This window comes from Sphingopyxis sp. RIFCSPHIGHO2_12_FULL_65_19 (assembly GCF_001830555.1).
GTDB lineage: Bacteria > Pseudomonadota > Alphaproteobacteria > Sphingomonadales > Sphingomonadaceae > Sphingopyxis.
This window is the reverse complement of the sequence record NZ_MIAM01000016.1, coordinates 1-17,826: the sequence shown is the minus strand read 5'-3', so window position 1 is coordinate 17,826 and position 17,826 is coordinate 1. Positions and strand designations below refer to the sequence as shown.

Below are 17,826 nucleotides of genomic sequence, written 5' to 3'. Positions count from 1 at the left end.
ATAGAATATCTTGGTTCAGTTTTGGGCGAGGAATTCGTCCATTGCCAGATTGACCGCATCGGGCGCATCCCACGGCACGAAATGGCCGCAGTCGGAAACTTCGACGATCGTGACATCGGGGACCAGGTCTTCGATGCCGTCGAGATTGCACGGCGGCAGCGCGACATCGTCGAGCGCCCAGATCACCAGCGTCGGGATATTCAGTTTCGGGAACGGCACGGCGGGCGGCTCGGCATAGGGTTCGTCCATCGCCGGCACCAGGATCGGTGAACCGCGATACCAGTTGATCATCGCGCGGCAGGCGTCGCGATCCTCCCAGTCCTTGAGCAGCCGACCGATCTCGTCGGCGGGCTGAAGCCCGCCGCTTGGCACCTGCCCTTCAAAGGCGTGGGCAAGGATGCCGGCAATGCCATGCGCCTCGATGATCGCATCGCTCGCTGGATCGCGAAAGGTGCGGATATACTGGCTCGCCGCGCGCTGGGCGGGATCGGTGGCAAGCAAGCGGCCAAAAATCCCCGGATGCGGCGCATTGGCGATGACGGCGCGGGTCACGCGTCCCGCCCACGCCGGATGCAGTCCACCCGGTTGGCCGCCAAGCGCGACGCCCCACGCAATCGCGCCGCCCCAGTCATGACCCACGATGGTGAAGCGATCGACGCCGAGCGCATCGGCGAGCGCGAAAATATCGGCAATCAGCTTGTCGGGGGTGTAGGATTGAACATCCTGCGGCTTCGACGAACCGCGATAGCCGCGCTGATCGGGCGCGATGCAACGAAAGCGCTTCGCGAAATGCGGCAATTGATACCGCCAGGTCCGGTGCGATTCGGGAAAGCCATGGAGGAAGACCAGCACCGGCGCATCGCGCGGACCGATATCGACGACGTCCAGTTCGACCCCCGTCGAAAGCTTCACCCGCTGCTGCTCGAAATCGCCCGTCATCGCCACCGCTCCTTTGGTTTCTTTTCAAAACCAATCTGACGACGATCACCGCGGGTGGCAAGCTGCAACAAGTCGCGGGGGCCTGTGGCAAAGGCGCGCGGGCGGCTGCTATCCGCTTTGAGATCGGGCGCTGGCGTTCAAATCCTCCCTATCGACTTGCGACGAGGAGGGGGACCGCCCCCTTGGACGGTGGTGGAGGGGCTGCAACGCAGCGCCATGCCAACGCTCTTGGGGCAAATGTTTCGGGTCAGGCGCAAAGCATCACTCGCGGCGTGCCAAATTGCCGTTGGCTTCGCGACGACTGTCGGTATGTGTTTGAGGGTTTTCTAATATGCGCGACGACAAGCTTTCTGGGCCGACGTCCCTTTGGGGCAAGGTCCGGTTTCGACCGAATTGCCAGCTTTGCCCGCCGATTGCGTTGGAAAGCCGCGCTCCCAAATTTGTCCGAAATCGTCAATAATTTCAAAAAGCTCCTACTGTCCGAGTGCCGGTCGTTCTGGACCGAATATTTTTCGCTGGCATTTCCAGTTTCTTGCGGGAAAGAACGCGATCGAATGGGAGTGACGCATCATGGACAGCCCGAAACGCATTGACGTCGACGCCTCGGGCGGTTGCCAGTGCGGCGCGGTGCGCTGGCATGTCAGCGCGGTGCTCGATACGTCGCACATCTGCCATTGCCGCATGTGCCAGAAGGCGGCGGGCAATTTCTTCATCGCCCTTATCGGCGTTCCGCGCGATGCCATAAGCTGGACGCGCGGGGCCCCGGCGCTTTTCAACAGTTCGGACAAGGCGACGCGCGGCTTCTGCAGCGACTGCGGCACACCGCTGCTTTACGATTATGCCGAAAGCAGGCACATCAACCTGACAACCGGGTCGTTCGACGACCCTGCGCAATTCCCACCACGCGTGCAATTCGGCGTCGAGGGGCAATTGTCGTTGTTCGCGCATCTGCCGATCAAGGCCGAAGGCACGACCGAGCAGACCATGGCCGCCCATGTCGGCGCAATCCGCGCCAGCAACCATCAACACCCCGACCATGATACCGAAAGCTGGCCCGCATGACCCCCACCGCCACCATCCTCCTGCTGGGATCAGGCGAACTCGGCCGCGAGTTCGTAATTTCGGCCAAGCGGCTCGGCGCGCATGTGATTGCGTGCGACAGCTATGCCGGGGCGCCCGCGATGCAGGTTGCCGACGAATTTGAGGTCTTTTCGATGCTCGACGGTGACGCGCTGCGCGGCGCGATCACCAAGCATCGGCCCGATCATATCGTGCCCGAGGTCGAAGCGATTCGTACCGAAATTCTGGCCGAAGTCGAAGCAGAAGGTTTCCACGTCGTCCCGTCAGCGCGCGCGGCGCAGCTGACGATGAACCGCGATGCGATCCGCGACCTGGCGGCCAGCGAACTCGGCCTGACGACCTCGACCTTTGAATATGCGACGAGCCGCGAGCAACTTGCAGCCGCGGCCGCGCGCATCGGTTTTCCGCTGGTCGTCAAGCCGGTGATGTCATCGTCGGGCAAGGGGCAGAGCACGGTCAAGGATGCCGACGGCATCGACGCGGCGTGGGATTATGCCGCGGCCGGGATGCGCGGCGACCGGCTGCGCGTCATCGCCGAAGCCTTCATCGATTTCGATTATGAGATTACGTTGCTGACCGTCCGGCACAAGGATGGCGTCGCCTTCTGCCCGCCAATCGGGCACCGGCAGGAACGCGGCGACTATCGCGAAAGCTGGCAGCCGGCCGCGATGTCCGATGCGGCGCTCGCCCGTGCGCAGGCGATGGCGACAAAGGTCGTCGATGCGCTGGGGGGCCACGGCATTTTCGGCGTCGAATTTTTCGTCAAGGGCGATGATGTGATCTTCTCCGAGCTTTCACCCCGCCCGCACGATACCGGCATGGTCACGCTCATCTCGCAGTCTCTGTCCGAATTCGACCTCCACGCCCGCGCGATCCTCGGCCTGCCGGTCCCGGCGGTCGCGGTCCCCGACGCCAGTGCGAGCGCGGTGCTGCTCGCCGATCGCGACGCGCAGGATTTCGCGATCACCGGACTTGCCGACGCGCTCACCGCACCGAATGCCGCAACATCGGTCGACGCCCGCATCTTCGGCAAGCCCGTCACGCGGCCGTATCGGCGCATGGGTGTCGCGCTGGCCCGCGTCGCGGGCGGCACGACGGACGAGGCCCGCGCGGCGGCGGTTGCAGCGGCGGGCAAACTGGCTATCGATTATCGCTAGGAAAGCTGGAAGGCCGGTTTCGACCAATTGCAGACGTAAAGTTCCTCCCCATCGACTTGCGATGGGGAGGATTTATACGTCCGCTCTCGACCCCTAAGCTGACATGCACGTTGAGCCCATCATTCGTCTCCGCAAATATGAAGGGGCGAAAGCGGGAACAGCGCCCTAGGCCGTCCCGCCTGCCGCTGCTACATCCCCGCCATGTCGGACAAGAATCATCTCTATCTGGTCGATGGCTCCAGCTACATCTTCCGCGCCTATCACCGCCTGCCGCCGCTGACGAACCCGAAGGGCGTGCCGGTTGGCGCGGTCTATGGCTACACCACGATGCTCTGGAAGCTCGCCAAGGACCTGCACGACGCCGACGGGCCGACGCACCTCGCGGTCATCCTGGACCATAGCAGCAAGTCGTTCCGCAACGACATCTACGACCAATATAAGGCGAACCGGCCCGAACCGCCCGAAGATCTGCGCCCGCAGTTCCCGTTGATCCGCGATGCGACGCGCGCCTTTTCGCTGCCGTGCATCGAAACCGAGGGGTATGAGGCCGACGACCTGATCGCGAGCTATACCGAAGCGGCAGTGCGCGCGGGCTGGGACGTCACCATCGTGTCGTCGGACAAGGATTTGATGCAGCTGATCCGCGAGCCGACCGATGGCTCGCCGCATGTCGACATGCTCGACACGATGAAAAATGTCCGCATGGGGCTGGACGCGGTGAACGAAAAGTTCGGCGTCACGCCCGACCTCGTCGGCGATGTGCTCGCATTGATGGGGGACAGCGTCGACAATGTTCCCGGCGTGCGCGGCGTCGGGCCGAAGACCGCGACCAAGCTGATCCAGGAATATGGCAATCTGACCGCCGCGCTCGACGGCGCCGAGACGATGAAAGCCAGCAAGCTGCGCGAAAACCTGATCGAGCATCGCGCGATGGCCGAGCTGTCGCGCGTGCTGGTGGACCTAAAGCGCGATTGCGCGTTGCCCGATGCGCTCGACGACCTGAAACTCGGCGCGATCCCGCCGTTGCCGCTCAAGGCTTTCCTGGACGAGCATGGCTTCCGCTCGCTTTCGGCAAAGCTCGATCTGGGCGCCACCCCCGGCGGACCGCCGACCCTGCCCCGCCCGAACGCAGCGCCCGCCGCGACGCCCGCCGGGCCATCGACGCCGACCCTGCCGCCGATGCCCGCGATCGATCGATCGGCCTATGAATGCGTCACGACGATCGACGCCCTCGACCGCTGGGTCGCCGAAGCCCGCGCCGCGCACGTCGTCGCGGTCGACACCGAAACCGCCAGCCTCGACAGCGTCACCGGACGGCTGGTCGGGGTCAGCCTGGCGACCGCGCCGGGCCGCGCTTGTTATATCCCGCTCGGCCATGGCGGCACCGACATGTTCGCCGAAAAGCCCGAACAGATCGCAATGGATGCGGCGCTCGACCGCCTCGGCGCGCTGTTCGCCGACGATGCGGTACTGAAGGTCGGGCATAATCTGAAATATGATATCGGTGTGCTGGCGCAGCACGGGCTGACCATCGTCCCTTATGACGACACGCTGGTGATGAGCTTCGCGCTCGACGCAGGCAAGCATCAGCACGGGCTCGACGAGCTGGCGAAGCTTCACCTCGATCACGTCTGCCTGTCTTTCAAAGACGTATGCGGCACGGGCAAATCGCAGATCAGCTTTGCCGAGGTCCAGCTTGATCGCGCGACCGAATATGCCGCCGAGGACGCCGATGTCGCGCTGCGGCTTTGGAAACTGCTCAAGCTGCGCCTGCCGATCGAGGGCGGGACGCGCGTTTATGAGATGGTCGATCGGCCGCTCGCGGCCATCGTCGAGGGCATGGAGCGCGCGGGGATCATGGTCGACCGCGACTATCTGGCAAAGCTGTCGGGCGAATTCGCGACCGAAATGTTGCGCATCGAGGGCGAAATCCACGCCCTCGCGGGCCAGCCCTTCGCGATCGGCAGCCCCAAACAGCTCGGCGAAATCCTGTTCGACAAGCTGGGGCTGAAAGGGGGGCGCAAGGGCAAGTCGGGCGACTGGTCGACCGACCAGAATGAGCTGGAGCGGCTCGAACGCGACGGCGTGCCGATCGCGCGCAAGATTTTGGAATGGCGCCAGCTCGCCAAGCTCAAATCGACCTATACCGACGCGTTGCAACAACAGATCAATGCAACGACCGGCCGCGTCCATACCAGCTACAGCCTTGTCGGTGCGCAGACCGGGCGGCTGTCGTCGACCGATCCGAACTTGCAGAATATCCCGATCCGCACCGAAACCGGCCGCCAGATCCGCGATGCCTTCATCGCGGCGCCCGGCCATGTGCTGATCGCCGCCGACTATAGCCAGATCGAGTTGCGGCTTGCGGCGCATATGGCCGATGTCCCCGAACTGAAAGAGGCGTTCGCGCAGGGGCAAGACATCCACGCCGCAACCGCAATCGAGCTGTTCGGCGAGGTCAACCGCGACACACGCGGCAAGGCAAAGACGGTCAATTTCTCGATCCTCTACGGCATTTCACGCTGGGGACTGGCAGGGCGTCTGGAAATCACCCCGGACGAGGCACAGGCGCTGATCGCGCGTTATTTCGAGCGTTTTCCCGGCATTTCGGACTATATTACCGATACGCTCGAAACCGCGCGCGCGCGCGGGTATACCGAAACGCTGTTTGGGCGGAAAACATGGTTCCCGCGCATCAAGGCGGCGAGCCAGAACGAACGGCAGGGCAGCGAACGCGCCGCGATCAACGCGCCGATCCAGGGCACCAGCGCCGATTTGATCAAGCGCGCGATGGCGCGGATGCCAAAGGCGCTATCCGATGCGGGGCTTTCCGACGTCCGGATGCTGCTGCAAGTCCATGACGAACTGGTGTTCGAGGCGCCCGAGGACAAGGCCGACGCCGCGGGCGACGTCATCCGCGCGGTGATGTCGGGCGCCGCCGAACCCGTGCTCAGCCTTTCGGTCCCGCTCGAGGTGGAGATTGGCACCGGCAAGAGCTGGGGCGACGCGCATTGATCGCGGCCCTGCTGATCGTCGCGGCGCTCGCCGCCGATCCCGTCGCCGCGCCGACGGCCCCCGCGGTGACAACGCCCGCGAGCGCCGCCGCGATCGCCGACACCGACCTGCGCGAATTTGCCGCGATCGCGGGGCGCAAGGTGGTCGGCCGCCCGGTCGGCGGTCCCTATCCGAACGCCGACAAGGTCCTGCTGATAGCGCGCGACGATAAGGGCTATCCAGCCATCGCCGCCAGCATCGGGTTTCCCGTGCGCCAGTCGTTGCCGCCGCCGCCCGCGACGACGCTGGCGGTCATCCGCATCCACCAGAGGTATGAAACGACGATCCCCGGCCCGACCCCCGACGACATTGCCTTCGTCGCTGCGAACAAGCTTCCGTTGTTCGTCATCGGCGAATGGGCGCGCCCCGCCCCGATGTGGGAAGTCGCCTGGATCGACGATGCGGTCCGGTTCCGGACCATCGGCGAGGTTGGTGAAATCGGCCCCTGGCAAGACTGACCGGCGCACGCGCGCGCCGCGCCGAATGCCCCGCTCTTTCGCGCCCGCAACTTTGTCTCTATGACGCCCCGATGACATCTGGCTGGCGCTTTTGTGACAGTCGGCAACAAAGGGTTCTCATGAGCAAGTTCGACCCCGTCGCCAACAAGGCGCCGGTCCGCATCCAGCAGAATATCCTGGCCCGCAGCGAGCGCCGCCTGCTTAACTGGCTGTGCGCGCGGCTTCCCGCCTGGGTTACCCCCGACCAACTGACGGCGTTGGGCTTTGCCGGCGCCATGCTGGTCGCCGCAGGTTATGTGCTGAGCTGGTTCGACAGCGAATGGCTCGGCCTCTCGCTGGTCGGCTATATCGTCAACTGGTTCGGCGACTCGCTCGACGGCAGCCTGGCACGCTGGCGCGCGATCGAACGCCCCAACTATGGGTATTTCGTCGACCATAGCGTCGATGCGCTGGCGACACTGCTGATGATCAGTGCGATCGGGATGAGCCCCTATATGCGGCTCGATGTCGCGCTGATGGCGGTGATCGGCTATTTCCTGTTGTCGATCCACACCTTCATCGCGGCAAAAATCCTCGGCGAATTTCGCCTGTCCTATATGGCGGGCGGCCCGACCGAACTGCGCCTGATGCTGATGGCGATGACGATCGCGATGCCGATCGTCGGCGGCGGCGACATCCGCGGCGCCAATTTCTCGGTCTTCGACCTGTTCGCGCTCCTCGTCTCCAGCATCCTCGTGACGCTGTTCATCGTCCAGACGTCGGCGACCGCACGGATGCTGCGCCGCCGCGGCGGCTAGCTAGCCGATCACGGGCGCATTCGCGCCTGCGCATAGGTGCCAAGCAACCGCAGCGACTTGGTCTGGAAATCCAGCTCCTCCAGCGCGCGGTCGATCCGTTCATCGCCCGGCGCCCCGACTATGTCGGCGTAGAATTGCGTCGCCGCAAAACTGCCCCCGGTCTGATAGCTTTCGAGCTTGGTCATGTTGACGCCATTGGTCGCAAAGCCGCCGAGCGCCTTGTAGAGCGCCGCCGGAATATTCTTAACCTCGAACATGAAGGTCGTCATCACCGGCCCTTCGATCGCCGAAAAATCGGGCAGCGGTTCGCGCGCGAGCACGACGAAGCGCGTCATATTATGGTCGGCATCCTCCATGCCGGTGCCGTGCAACGTCAGCCCATAGATTTCGGCGGCGTGCGGCGGCGCCAGCGCGGCGAGCCCCACCTCGTCGCTGTCGGCAACCCACGCCGCGGCGCCCGCGGTATCGCTGTGCGCGACCGGCGCGATATTGTTGGCGCGCAGCCAGTGACGGCATTGCCCCAGCGCCTGTTCGTGGCTCATCGCGCGGGTCACGGGGCCAAGGTCGCGGCTCATCAGGCCGTAACGGATCGGCAGGAAATGTTCGCCGACGATCGACAGGCCGGATTCGGGAAGCAGGAAATGGATGTCGGCGACGCGGCCGTGCAAGCTGTTTTCAATCGGGATGATCGCGCGGTCGACGCGGCCGTCGCGCACGGCGTCGATGGCGTCCTGGAAAGCGTAGCACGGCATCGGCAGCGAATCCGGGTCATATTCGCGCGCCGCCAGGTCGCTGTTCGCGCCCGGTGCGCCCTGAAACGCCAGCCCGCGGGCCGGCTGGGCGAGCGCCGCATTCCGCATTTCATCGACCAGATGCTGCGCCGAAGCCGAATAACTGCCCATGATTGCCTTCCCACGCTGGAACCGCGGCGCATAGCGACCCCGCCGCGGCCGCGCAACCGGGGCCGACATCGTTGACCCTCCTCGATTTCATCCCCTTGCGCCGCCGTCGCCGCGCCAGTAAGGGAGCGTCCAAATCAAATATGCGCCCGCCACACGGGCGTCAGCTAACGGGGCTGCTAGAGCATGGACAATCGCAACAATACTATTGCCGGCTGGGTGCTGTTTGCCGGCATTTGCGCGCTGGGCCTGACGATCGGGTCGAGCATGTTGTTCGCCAGCCACAATCCCGAAAAGCCCGGTTATCCGATCGAAGACGCCGATGGCGCCGCCGGTGGCGGCGAATCGGCCGTGCCGCTTCCCAACCTGCTTGCCGCCGCCGATCCGGTGAAGGGCGAAGCGGTGTTCGCAAAATGCGCCGCCTGCCACACGATCGCATCGGGCGGGGCCAACGGCATCGGCCCGAATCTGTGGGGCGCCCTCGGCAAGGCGCACGGCCACGTCCCGGGCTTTGCCTATTCGGCGGCGCTGAAGGGCGTTCCCGGCAACTGGGATTTTGCCGGCATGGACGAATGGCTGAAAAGCCCGCGTAAATATGCGCCCGGCACGAAGATGTCGTTCGCAGGTCTCAGCAGCGCCGAAGATCGTGCGAACCTGATCGTCTATATGAACAGCCAGGGATCGAATCTGCCGCTGCCCGCGGCCGAAGCTGTCGCCGCCCCGGCCGAAGGCGCCGCACCGGCCGAAACCGACGCTGCGGCGCCCGCCGCTGAAGGCGCGGCCGCCCCGGCCGAAGCCAAGAAATAATGCGCATTGCGCCCGTCCTTCTGGCGGGCGTGCTGACGCTCGCCGGTTGCGGCAAGAGCGAACCGCCCGCTGAGGCGCCCACGACCGGCGAACCGACCGCCGAAGCCCCGGCCGTGGCACCGACCGCAGCGATGGGCGAGCAGGTCTTTCGCCGCTGCGTCGCCTGCCACACGGTCGACAAGGGCGGCGCCAACGGCATCGGCCCGAACCTTCATGGCGTCGTCGGCGCCGCAGTCGCGTCGAAACCCGATTTTTCCTACTCGGGCGCGATGAAGGCGAAGGGCGGCATCTGGGACGAAGCCGCACTCGACGCCTATCTCAAGGCGCCCATGAAGGCCGTACCGGGGACGCGCATGGCCTTTGCCGGCGTGATCGACGCCGCGGATCGCAAGGCGCTGATCCTCTATCTGGAAGCGCAATCGAAATAGGGCGCTGATCGTCCCCGCCGCGCAGCGACGGGGACAATTTTCGATCAAGGGTGGTCGGTATTCGCGTAGAAGTCGGTCACGATCTTCCACGCCTCGTCTGCCGTCTCGACAAATTTGAACAGGTTCAGATCGCGCGCGCTCACCACGCCCTCCTCAACCAGCGCGTCGAAATTGACGACCCGCTGCCAGAATTCCTTGCCAAACAGCACGATGGGAATCGGCTTGATCTTGCCGGTCTGGATCAGGGTCAGCAACTCGAACATTTCGTCGAATGTCCCGAAACCACCGGGAAAAACGCAAACCGCGCGCGCGCGCAGCAGGAAATGCATCTTGCGTAACGCGAAATAGTGGAACTGGAAGCTGAGCGACGGCGTGACGAAACGATTCGGCGCCTGCTCGTGCGGCAACACGATGTTCAGCCCGATCGATTCGCGGCCTTCATCGTCGGCGCCGCGGTTCGCCGCCTCCATGATCGACGGTCCACCGCCCGAACAGACGACGAAGTGGCGGCAGCCCTTGTCATCGCACGGATATTGGCTCGCCAGCCGCGCCAGCGCGCGTGCCTCGTCATAATATTTGGCCTTCGCCTTCAGTCGGCGGGCAATGTTGCGCTGGGCGTCGTCGGTCGCCGCCGCTTCCAGCGCGTCGGCTTGCGACGGTTCGGGAATACGGGCCGACCCATAGATGACCAAAGTCGACTCGATGCCCGCTTCGTCGAGCAGCAATTCGGGCTTGAGCAGTTCAAGTTGAAAGCGGACGGGGCGCAAATCCTCGCGCAGCAGGAAATCATTGTCCTGGAACGCCAGCTTGTAGGCGGGATGTGCCGTCTGCGGGGTGGTGGTCGCCTGCTTGGCGAACTGCGCGTCGTCCTTGGCCTTGTGGAAACGCGAACGATGGGGTTGTTTATCTTCTGCCATTAGCGGACGGCTAGCGGCTTAGTGTGCCTTTGCCAAGTCGAACCCCTTCCTGTTGACTCCCGTCAGCGGCAATATCCGTTGCCGCTCATATCGAAATGAAAATGATTATAGTGGGCGGCGTTATAGTCGGGGCCGAGAACGGTGCCGAAACGACGACAGCCCGATTTGTGCAGCGCGCGCAGGAAATCCTGCGACGGCTTGTCGCCCCGCCACCCGCCGTCGAGCATGATGCGGCGGCCATCGGCGAGCACGAAGCCCGACACGTCGATCGCATTGGAATAGGCGTGCTGTGACAGCCGTCCCGACCGGCCGCCATAAATGTTGCGGCAGCTATAGGTCCCGAACGTCTCGATCTTCACGACATCCTGTCCGAAATATTTCCGTCCTGCGGGTTTCACCGCATATTGCGCCCATGCCGCAAAATTTTTCGCCAGCGGACAGGTCATCGCGCCAAGCCCCGACACCGGCGTACCGATATCGAGCAGCTTGACCGAATCGATCGAGGTGCAGCCACCGCCATGATCCTGGTTGGGCAGCGGAGTGAAACGCACCCCGGCCTGCTGGAGGTCAAAGGCGCATTGCTGCGCCTCGGCGCTGGTGAAGGAAGGCGTACCGATGGCCTGTGGGCGGCTCGGCTTGCCCGCCGCCGCCGACTTCCCGCCACTGTTCTTCATCACGTCGGGCGCACCAAAACAGGCGGAAAGCGCCAGCGCCGCCGTCGCAGCGATCAGGATCCGGGGCTTCAAGAAGTTCGGGATCGGCATGATCGTCAAATTACCGACGAAATGGTTAACAAGCTGTATACCTTTTGCTCGGCTCGTCGAAAATTCCGCGCGGTCCATGCAATTTGTTTGACAGCCCGCGCGCACTCCCTAAACGCGGCGCCGGGCCACGCGGTCCCAACGCCGCGCGAGCTCTCTGCAAGGAGAGACTATGATGAGTGAAGTGACGACGCCAGTACTGCGCCCTGCGCGCCCCTATTTTTCTTCCGGACCCTGCGCCAAGCCGCCGGTCTGGTCCCCCGAAAAACTAGCCACCGAATCGCTCGGCCGCTCGCATCGTGCGAAGATCGGCAAGACGCGCCTCGCCACTTGCATCGACCTGATGCGCGAGATGTTGCAGCTGCCCGACACGCACCGCATCGGCATCGTCCCGGGCTCCGACACCGGCGCCTTCGAGATGGCGATGTGGACGATGCTCGGCGCCCGCCCCGTCACGACGCTCGCATGGGAGAGCTTCGGTGAGGGCTGGGTCACCGACGCCGCGAAACAGCTCAAGCTCGATCCGACCGTCATCCGCGCCGATTACGGCCAGCTTCCCGACCTCGATCAAGTCGACTGGTCGAACGACGTCCTCTTCACCTGGAACGGCACCACCAGCGGCGTCCGCGTCCCGAACGGCGACTGGATCGCCGACGACCGCGAAGGTCTGTCCTTCGCCGACGCGACCTCGGCGGTGTTCGCCTACGACCTGCCGTGGGACAAAATCGACGTCGCCACCTTCAGCTGGCAGAAAGTGCTCGGCGGCGAAGGCGGTCATGGCGTGCTGATCCTGGGGCCCCGCGCGGTCGAACGGCTCGAAAATTACACCCCCGCCTGGCCGCTTCCCAAGGTGTTCCGCCTCGTCTCGAAGGGCGCACTCGCCGAGGGCGTGTTCAAGGGCGAGACGATCAACACCCCGTCGATGCTCGCCGTCGAGGATGCCATCTTCGCGCTCGAATGGGCGAAGTCGCTCGGCGGTCTCGACGGCCTGAAAGCGCGCAGCGATGCGAACGCCGCGGCGCTCGACAAGATCGTCGAAGAACGCGATTGGCTGAGCCACCTCGCCGCCGATCCCGCCAGCCGCTCGAAGACCTCGGTCTGCCTGTCGGTCGCGGGTGCCGACGAGGGCTTCATCAAGAAGTTCGCGGGGCTGCTCGAAGCCGAAGGCGCGGCCTATGACATCGCGGGCTATCGCGACGCGCCTCCGGGGCTGCGCATCTGGTGCGGCGCGACCGTCGACACCGCCGATATCGAAGCGCTCGGCCCGTGGCTCGACTGGGCCTACGCCTCGCTCACATAATTGCTGTGTCCCCGCGAAGGCGGGGACCCATCTTCTGCCATTTCATTCCGCAAGCATCGGGAGCTGGGCTCCCGCCTTCGCGGGAGCACACGGAAGGTTTAATCCAATGACCGCACCCAAAGTTCTGATTTCCGACAAGATGGACCCCAAAGCCGCCGCGATCTTCAAGGAACGCGGCATCGACGTCGACGTCATCACGGGGAAGACCAAGGACGAACTGATCGCGATGATCGGCGCCTATGACGGCCTCGCGATCCGCTCGGCCACCAAGGTCACCGCCGACGTCCTCGCAGCCGCGACGAACCTCAAGGTCGTCGGTCGCGCCGGGATCGGGGTCGACAATGTCGACATTCCCGAGGCGTCGAAGAAGGGGGTCATCGTGATGAACACCCCCTTCGGCAACAGCATCACCACCGCCGAACATGCGATCGCGATGATGTTCGCACTCGCGCGGCAGATTCCGGAAGCCAATGCCGGGACGCAAGCCGGCAAATGGCCGAAGAATGATTTCATGGGCGTCGAGCTGACGTCGAAGACGCTCGGCCTGATCGGCTGCGGCAACATCGGCAGCATCGTCGCCGAACGCGCGCTGGGGCTGCGCATGAAGGTCGTCGCTTTCGACCCCTTCCTGACCCCCGAACGTGCGATCGAGCTGGGCGTCGAAAAGGCCGACCTCGACACCCTGCTCGCCAAGGCCGATTTCATCACGCTGCACACGCCGCTGACCGATCAGACGCGCAACATCCTGTCCGCCGAAAATATCGCCAAGGCGAAGAAGGGCGTGCGGATCATCAACTGCGCACGCGGCGGGCTGATCGACGAAGCGGCGCTGAAGGACGCGCTGGAATCGGGCCATGTCGCGGGCGCCGCGCTCGACGTGTTTGCGCAGGAACCGCCAGCGGCCGATCATCCGCTGTTCAGCGCGCCGAACTTCATCTGCACCCCGCACCTCGGCGCGTCGACCGACGAGGCGCAGGTCAATGTTGCGATCCAGGTGGCCGAACAAATTTCGGATTATCTGCTCACCGGCGGCATCACCAACGCGCTCAACGTGCCCAGCCTGTCGGCCGAGGAAGCGCCGAAGCTGCGCCCCTATATGAGCCTCGCCGAAAAGCTCGGCAGCCTCGTGGGCCAGCTTGCGCATGACAATCTCACGACGATCTCGGTCGAGGTCGAGGGCGCGGCCGCCGAGTTGAACCTCAAGCCGATCACCGCCGCGGTGCTCACCGGCCTGATGCGCCGCTATTCGGACAGCGTGAACATGGTCAACGCCCCGCACCTCGCGCGCGAACGCGGTCTCGACGTGCGCGAAGTTCGCCACGACCGCGACGGCGATTACCACACGCTCGTCCGTGTGACGGTCGCCACCGAAGCGGGCGACCGCTCGGTGGCGGGGACGCTGTTCAGCAATGGCGACCCGCGCCTCGTCGAGATGTTCGGGATCAAGGTCGAAGCCGACCTTGATGGCGATATGCTCTATATCGTCAACGAGGATGCGCCGGGCTTCATCGGCCGCATCGGCACGACGCTCGGCGACGCGGGCCTGAACATCGGCACCTTCCACCTCGGCCGCCGCGGCGCGGGCGGTGAAGCGGTGCTGCTGCTCAGCCTCGACTCGCCGATGCCCGAACCGCTTCTGTGGCAGCTGTGCCAGTTGCCCGGCGTGAAGACGGTGAAGGGTTTGAAGTTCTGACCCCAAACCTTCTCCCGTCGGGAGAAGGATACGCAGCCTCGCCGACTTGTCGGCTAGGCGGAGTTGGATGGGGGGATGCGCGCTATCGCAATGGCACATCCCCTCACCACTGCGACTAGGCGGCAAGCCGCCAAGTCTCGTTGCCTCTCCCGACGGGAGAGGATTGGCGACGCTTTCAATTGCGCCACACTACTATTAAGGCCGCACCGATGCCCCGCACCCCTGCCCTGCTGCCCGAAGGCCTCCGCGATCGCCTGCCTCAACAGGCCGAGGCCGCATCGCGTGTGACCCGCGCGCTCGTCGATGCGATGCGCGCGCACGGCTATGGCCGCGTGTCGCCACCGCTGGCCGAGTTTCGCGAAACGCTGGGCGGCGATGACGACCGCACCTCGCGCGACCTGCTGCGCTTCACCGATCCGGTGTCGCAGCGCACCCTTGCACTCCGCCCCGACATCACGCGGCAGGTCGGGCGCATCGCCACGTCGCTGCTCGCCAAAGCGCCACGCCCGCTGCGCCTTTGCTACGCCGGTCAAGTCGTCAAACTGCGCGCCAGCCAACTTCGCCCCGCGCGCGAGATGCTGCAGGTCGGCGCCGAACTGATCGGCAGCGACAGCGTCGCCGCCGCGCGCGAGATCGTCACCGTCGCAATCGACGCGCTCGAAGCCGCAGGCATCGGCCCGGTCACGATCGACTTTACCCTGCCCGACGTCGTCGATCTGCTGGCGAACGGCCCGCTGCCCGTCACGGCCGACATCCAGCAACTGCGCGACGAGCTTGACGCCAAGGACGCCGGCGCGCTGACGCGGATCGGCGCTGCGGCCTACCTGCCGCTGCTCCGTGCCACCGGGCCGTTCGACCAAGCGATCACTGACCTGCGTGCGTTCAACTCGACCGGCGTTCTCGCCGCGCGGATCGCCGCGCTCGAAGCGATCGCCGCCCCGATCCGCGACCGCGTGACGCTGACGCTCGATCCGACCGAGCGCCATGGCTTTGCCTATCAAAGCTGGTTCGGTTTCCAGATTTTCGTTTCCGGACAGGGCGACGCAGTCGGCCGCGGCGGCGGCTATTCGATCCCGGTCGGCGAAGAGGAAGAGGCCGCGGTCGGCTTCTCGCTCTATCCCGACCCGTTGATCGACGCCGGTCTCGGCGCCGAAAATGACGCCGAGCGCCGCATTTTCCTGCCGCTCGGCCACGACCCCGCTCTCGCCGCAAGCCTGCGCGCCGATGATTGGCAAACGGTGGCGGCATTGTCAGATGCCGACGATGCGCAGGCGCTGGGATGTGGATGGCGGCTTGGCGCCGATGGGCCAGTCGCCGTCTAGCACCCAGCCTACCAATCATGTTTCCCCGCGAAGGCGGGGATCCATCACCTACTGTTTCAATATGACACCGACCGGAGATGGACCCCCGCCTTCGCGGGGCACGGTTGTTATTTGATCGGGTGTTTCAAAAATCCGAAATCCCGAACCGCGGGATACCCTGGTTGACGCCGGGCGGATCAAGCGCCGTGACGTCGAGTTCGACGGGTTCGCCGACCCAGCGCGCCAGACTCGTGTGATCGGCCAGATCGTCGTCGGTCAGCGGATGGACCAGCGCGCGCAACCCCGTCGCTTCTATCGCAGTAACGACCGCGTCCTCCGACCGCGCCAGAAAATGCACCTCATATTGCGCGATCGGATGCGGCCCCGCCGCGCCGTCGGTCATCCCGCCGACGAACAGGATCGCCGGATCGTTACCGAAGGCATCGCGCAGCGCGGCAGCGGCGGGCCGCTCGGTCGGGTCATAATAGATATGGGCGTGATAAGGCGCGTCGGGGTCGGTCATGGACTGGTCTCTTTATCGTTCGTCACCCGGAACTTGATCCGGGGCCTATCGCCCGACGTCGGCGAAAATGGGTTCCGGATCAAGTCCGGGATGACGCAAATGCGCAATGGTATCGGGTGGCAAAGCTTACCGCGCAAACACCCGTTTCAACCACGCATCGACTGTCGCGGTGGGAGCGTAGGCCGGATCGCCGAGGCTGCGATTGATCTCGGCATGGCCTTTCAACCCCTCGCCGGGGAAGCTGCCATGCTCGACGCGGCTGCCACCCGCGGTCAGCGCGGCGCCCAGCGCCTTGGCCTGCCGCACGCCATCGGCGCGCTGGACATAAAGCAGCAGGAAGTCCGGCGCATTGGGGGCCGTGGCTTGCACCGTCGGCGACACCGCCCGCTGCCGTGCCGGATCGGTCCCGAACGCCTGGGCATAGGTTTTCTGCATGATCGGCGGGCCATCCTTCATTTGCGCCGCGACATCATAAGCCGCCCCGTCGATCGGGACCACGCCCGATATGTCGGCAAAGGACAATCCCGCGCCTTTCAGATAGCGTTCGTCGGTGCCGACCAGCGCCACCAGATGCGCGCCGGCGCTATGCCCCATCAGCACGATCCGCCGCCGGTCGATGCCGAGCGTATCGGCACGATCGACCAGCGCCTTGACGGCGCTCGCGACATCGGCCGCCTGCTGCTCGACCGTCGCCGCGGGCACCAGCCGATAATTGATCGAGGCAAAGGCGTAACCGGCTGCGGGAAAATGTTCGGGCTTGAAACGGCCCGTCGCATTATCCTTGCTGCCGCGTTTCCAACCGCCGCCATGGACGAACACGACCAGCGGCGCGGCGCCCTTCGCTCCCTTGGCGCGCCAGACATCGAGGGCTTGCAGCGGGTCGTTGCCATAGGAAAGCGTTTCACTACCGGGCGCCTTCGGCCCCTCATCGGCACCCATGCGCTCGGCCAACCGCTCGCGCAGCCGATCGCGCATTTTCTCGCGGGCGTCGGCGAAAGGGGCCGGCACGCTCACGCTCGCGACCGCAAAGGCCGCTAGCGCGACATATCCCAACCAGCTTTGTTTCGACATCGCCCATCTCCATTGTCCCGGCCGGATCAATCTCGCCCGCAAATGTCGCAAAATCATCCCGCTTTGGGTTGCCTCTGCGCGCAAATCCGCTAAGGCCGCGCCGGGCCGCGCCTGTCGTTTTGAGGCCTAGTTCAGCAGGACAGCATCATGGCAAATGTTACCGTCATCGGGTCGCAATGGGGCGACGAGGGCAAGGGCAAGATCGTCGATTGGCTCGCCAGCCGCGCCGACGCCGTGGTCCGGTTCCAGGGCGGTCACAACGCCGGCCATACGCTGGTCGTCGGCGAACAGGTGTATAAGCTGTCGCTGCTTCCCTCGGGCATCGTCACCGGCACGCTGTCGATCATCGGCAATGGCGTCGTGCTCGATCCGTGGGCGCTGCGCGACGAGATTACCAAATTGCGCGGTCAGGGTGTCGCCATCAATCCCGAGAATTTCGCGATCGCCGACAATTGCGCACTGATCCTGCCCTTTCACCGCGACCTCGACGCGTTGCGCGAGACCGCCGCGGGCGCGGGCAAGATCGGCACCACCGGGCGCGGCATCGGTCCCGCCTACGAAGACAAGGTTGGCCGCCGCGCGATCCGCGTCTGCGACCTGGCCCACCTCGACAAGCTCGAACCGCAGCTCGACCGATTGAC

Annotated in this window: 17 protein-coding genes; 11 read left to right on the top strand and 6 right to left on the bottom strand. The window is 64.8% G+C overall.

The annotated features are described in order from the left end of the window. Window positions 1-15: 15 nt before the first annotated feature. Complete coding sequence (locus A3E77_RS04680; RefSeq protein ID WP_293643676.1) at window positions 16-939, bottom strand: alpha/beta fold hydrolase; 924 nt, start codon at window positions 937-939, stop codon at window positions 16-18. A gap of 570 nt (window positions 940-1,509) precedes the next feature. On the opposite strand from A3E77_RS04680, the gene A3E77_RS04675 reads away from it, so the two are divergent. The 5 genes from A3E77_RS04675 to A3E77_RS04655 all read left to right on the top strand — a co-directional run bounded on the left by A3E77_RS04675 (window position 1,510) and on the right by A3E77_RS04655 (window position 7,485). Continuing rightward, window positions 1,510-2,001 (top strand): GFA family protein, encoded by a 492-nt coding sequence (locus tag A3E77_RS04675; RefSeq protein WP_293643675.1) that lies wholly within the window; start codon window positions 1,510-1,512, stop codon window positions 1,999-2,001. After that, entirely contained in the window at window positions 1,998-3,176 is a 1,179-nt protein-coding gene (gene purT / locus A3E77_RS04670; protein ID WP_293643674.1) for a formate-dependent phosphoribosylglycinamide formyltransferase, read from the top strand. The genes A3E77_RS04675 and purT overlap by 4 nt, the downstream gene beginning before the upstream one ends. A 201-nt stretch (window positions 3,177-3,377) precedes the next feature. Further along, on the top strand, window positions 3,378-6,191 hold the full coding sequence (polA, locus tag A3E77_RS04665) for a DNA polymerase I (RefSeq protein WP_293643673.1): 2,814 nt from the start codon (window positions 3,378-3,380) through the stop codon (window positions 6,189-6,191). Continuing rightward, entirely contained in the window at window positions 6,188-6,688 is a 501-nt protein-coding gene (locus A3E77_RS04660; RefSeq protein ID WP_293643672.1) for a hypothetical protein, read from the top strand. Before polA ends, A3E77_RS04660 begins: the two co-directional genes overlap by 4 nt. A 119-nt stretch (window positions 6,689-6,807) precedes the next feature. Further along, the gene (locus A3E77_RS04655) at window positions 6,808-7,485 is read left to right on the top strand and encodes a CDP-alcohol phosphatidyltransferase family protein (RefSeq protein ID WP_293643671.1); all 678 of its coding nucleotides are present in this window, start codon (window positions 6,808-6,810) and stop codon (window positions 7,483-7,485) included. Window positions 7,486-7,493: 8 nt separating this feature from the next. On the opposite strand, the gene A3E77_RS04650 is transcribed toward A3E77_RS04655, so the two are convergent. Continuing rightward, window positions 7,494-8,387 (bottom strand): prephenate dehydratase, encoded by an 894-nt coding sequence (locus tag A3E77_RS04650; RefSeq protein ID WP_293643670.1) that lies wholly within the window; start codon window positions 8,385-8,387, stop codon window positions 7,494-7,496. Between the two features lie 183 nt (window positions 8,388-8,570). Here A3E77_RS04650 and A3E77_RS04645 point away from each other — a divergent pair, with 183 nt between their 5' ends. Both A3E77_RS04645 and A3E77_RS04640 read left to right on the top strand, forming a co-directional pair. Further along, complete coding sequence (locus A3E77_RS04645; protein WP_293643669.1) at window positions 8,571-9,191, top strand: c-type cytochrome; 621 nt, start codon at window positions 8,571-8,573, stop codon at window positions 9,189-9,191. Beyond that, window positions 9,191-9,619, top strand: a complete 429-nt coding sequence (locus tag A3E77_RS04640) for a c-type cytochrome (RefSeq protein ID WP_293643668.1) — start codon at window positions 9,191-9,193, stop codon at window positions 9,617-9,619. The genes A3E77_RS04645 and A3E77_RS04640 overlap by 1 nt, the downstream gene beginning before the upstream one ends. 44 nt (window positions 9,620-9,663) lie before the next feature. Here the strand turns inward: A3E77_RS04640 and A3E77_RS04635 are convergent, their stop codons facing one another. Next, complete coding sequence (locus tag A3E77_RS04635) at window positions 9,664-10,536, bottom strand: LOG family protein (RefSeq protein ID WP_293643667.1); 873 nt, start codon at window positions 10,534-10,536, stop codon at window positions 9,664-9,666. 62 nt (window positions 10,537-10,598) lie between these two features. Then, complete coding sequence (locus A3E77_RS04630) at window positions 10,599-11,300, bottom strand: extensin family protein (RefSeq protein ID WP_293643666.1); 702 nt, start codon at window positions 11,298-11,300, stop codon at window positions 10,599-10,601. Window positions 11,301-11,472: 172 nt separating this feature from the next. Between A3E77_RS04630 and A3E77_RS04625 the strand changes: the two genes are divergently transcribed. The 3 genes from A3E77_RS04625 to A3E77_RS04615 all read left to right on the top strand — a co-directional run bounded on the left by A3E77_RS04625 (window position 11,473) and on the right by A3E77_RS04615 (window position 15,612). After that, complete coding sequence (locus tag A3E77_RS04625; RefSeq protein WP_293643665.1) at window positions 11,473-12,597, top strand: phosphoserine transaminase; 1,125 nt, start codon at window positions 11,473-11,475, stop codon at window positions 12,595-12,597. Between the two features lie 106 nt (window positions 12,598-12,703). Next, complete coding sequence (gene serA / locus A3E77_RS04620; protein ID WP_293643664.1) at window positions 12,704-14,290, top strand: phosphoglycerate dehydrogenase; 1,587 nt, start codon at window positions 12,704-12,706, stop codon at window positions 14,288-14,290. Window positions 14,291-14,499: 209 nt separating this feature from the next. Beyond that, on the top strand, window positions 14,500-15,612 hold the full coding sequence (locus A3E77_RS04615; RefSeq protein ID WP_293643663.1) for an ATP phosphoribosyltransferase regulatory subunit: 1,113 nt from the start codon (window positions 14,500-14,502) through the stop codon (window positions 15,610-15,612). 124 nt (window positions 15,613-15,736) lie between these two features. Here the strand turns inward: A3E77_RS04615 and A3E77_RS04610 are convergent, their stop codons facing one another. Beyond that, the gene (locus A3E77_RS04610) at window positions 15,737-16,114 is read right to left on the bottom strand and encodes a DOPA 4,5-dioxygenase family protein (RefSeq protein ID WP_293643662.1); all 378 of its coding nucleotides are present in this window, start codon (window positions 16,112-16,114) and stop codon (window positions 15,737-15,739) included. A gap of 126 nt (window positions 16,115-16,240) precedes the next feature. Beyond that, a complete protein-coding gene (locus A3E77_RS04605; protein ID WP_293643661.1) occupies window positions 16,241-17,185 on the bottom strand; it encodes an alpha/beta hydrolase in 945 nt (314 codons plus the stop codon). 147 nt (window positions 17,186-17,332) lie between these two features. On the opposite strand from A3E77_RS04605, the gene A3E77_RS04600 reads away from it, so the two are divergent. Then, window positions 17,333-17,826 (top strand): adenylosuccinate synthetase (locus tag A3E77_RS04600; RefSeq protein ID WP_293643660.1); only part of this gene is annotated, 494 nt, incomplete at its 3' end.

Coding starts and splice junctions, on each gene's coding strand:
- A3E77_RS04680 (WP_293643676.1), bottom strand. CDS start 939: ATGACGGGCGATTTCGAGCAGCAGCGGGTGAAGCTTTCGACGGGGGTC.
- A3E77_RS04675 (WP_293643675.1), top strand. CDS start 1,510: ATGGACAGCCCGAAACGCATTGACGTCGACGCCTCGGGCGGTTGCCAG.
- purT (WP_293643674.1), top strand. CDS start 1,998: ATGACCCCCACCGCCACCATCCTCCTGCTGGGATCAGGCGAACTCGGC.
- polA (WP_293643673.1), top strand. CDS start 3,378: ATGTCGGACAAGAATCATCTCTATCTGGTCGATGGCTCCAGCTACATC.
- A3E77_RS04655 (WP_293643671.1), top strand. CDS start 6,808: ATGAGCAAGTTCGACCCCGTCGCCAACAAGGCGCCGGTCCGCATCCAG.
- A3E77_RS04650 (WP_293643670.1), bottom strand. CDS start 8,387: ATGGGCAGTTATTCGGCTTCGGCGCAGCATCTGGTCGATGAAATGCGG.
- A3E77_RS04645 (WP_293643669.1), top strand. CDS start 8,571: ATGGACAATCGCAACAATACTATTGCCGGCTGGGTGCTGTTTGCCGGC.
- A3E77_RS04640 (WP_293643668.1), top strand. CDS start 9,191: ATGCGCATTGCGCCCGTCCTTCTGGCGGGCGTGCTGACGCTCGCCGGT.
- A3E77_RS04635 (WP_293643667.1), bottom strand. CDS start 10,536: ATGGCAGAAGATAAACAACCCCATCGTTCGCGTTTCCACAAGGCCAAG.
- A3E77_RS04630 (WP_293643666.1), bottom strand. CDS start 11,300: ATGCCGATCCCGAACTTCTTGAAGCCCCGGATCCTGATCGCTGCGACG.
- A3E77_RS04625 (WP_293643665.1), top strand. CDS start 11,473: ATGAGTGAAGTGACGACGCCAGTACTGCGCCCTGCGCGCCCCTATTTT.
- serA (WP_293643664.1), top strand. CDS start 12,704: ATGACCGCACCCAAAGTTCTGATTTCCGACAAGATGGACCCCAAAGCC.
- A3E77_RS04615 (WP_293643663.1), top strand. CDS start 14,500: ATGCCCCGCACCCCTGCCCTGCTGCCCGAAGGCCTCCGCGATCGCCTG.
- A3E77_RS04610 (WP_293643662.1), bottom strand. CDS start 16,114: ATGACCGACCCCGACGCGCCTTATCACGCCCATATCTATTATGACCCG.
- A3E77_RS04605 (WP_293643661.1), bottom strand. CDS start 17,185: ATGTCGAAACAAAGCTGGTTGGGATATGTCGCGCTAGCGGCCTTTGCG.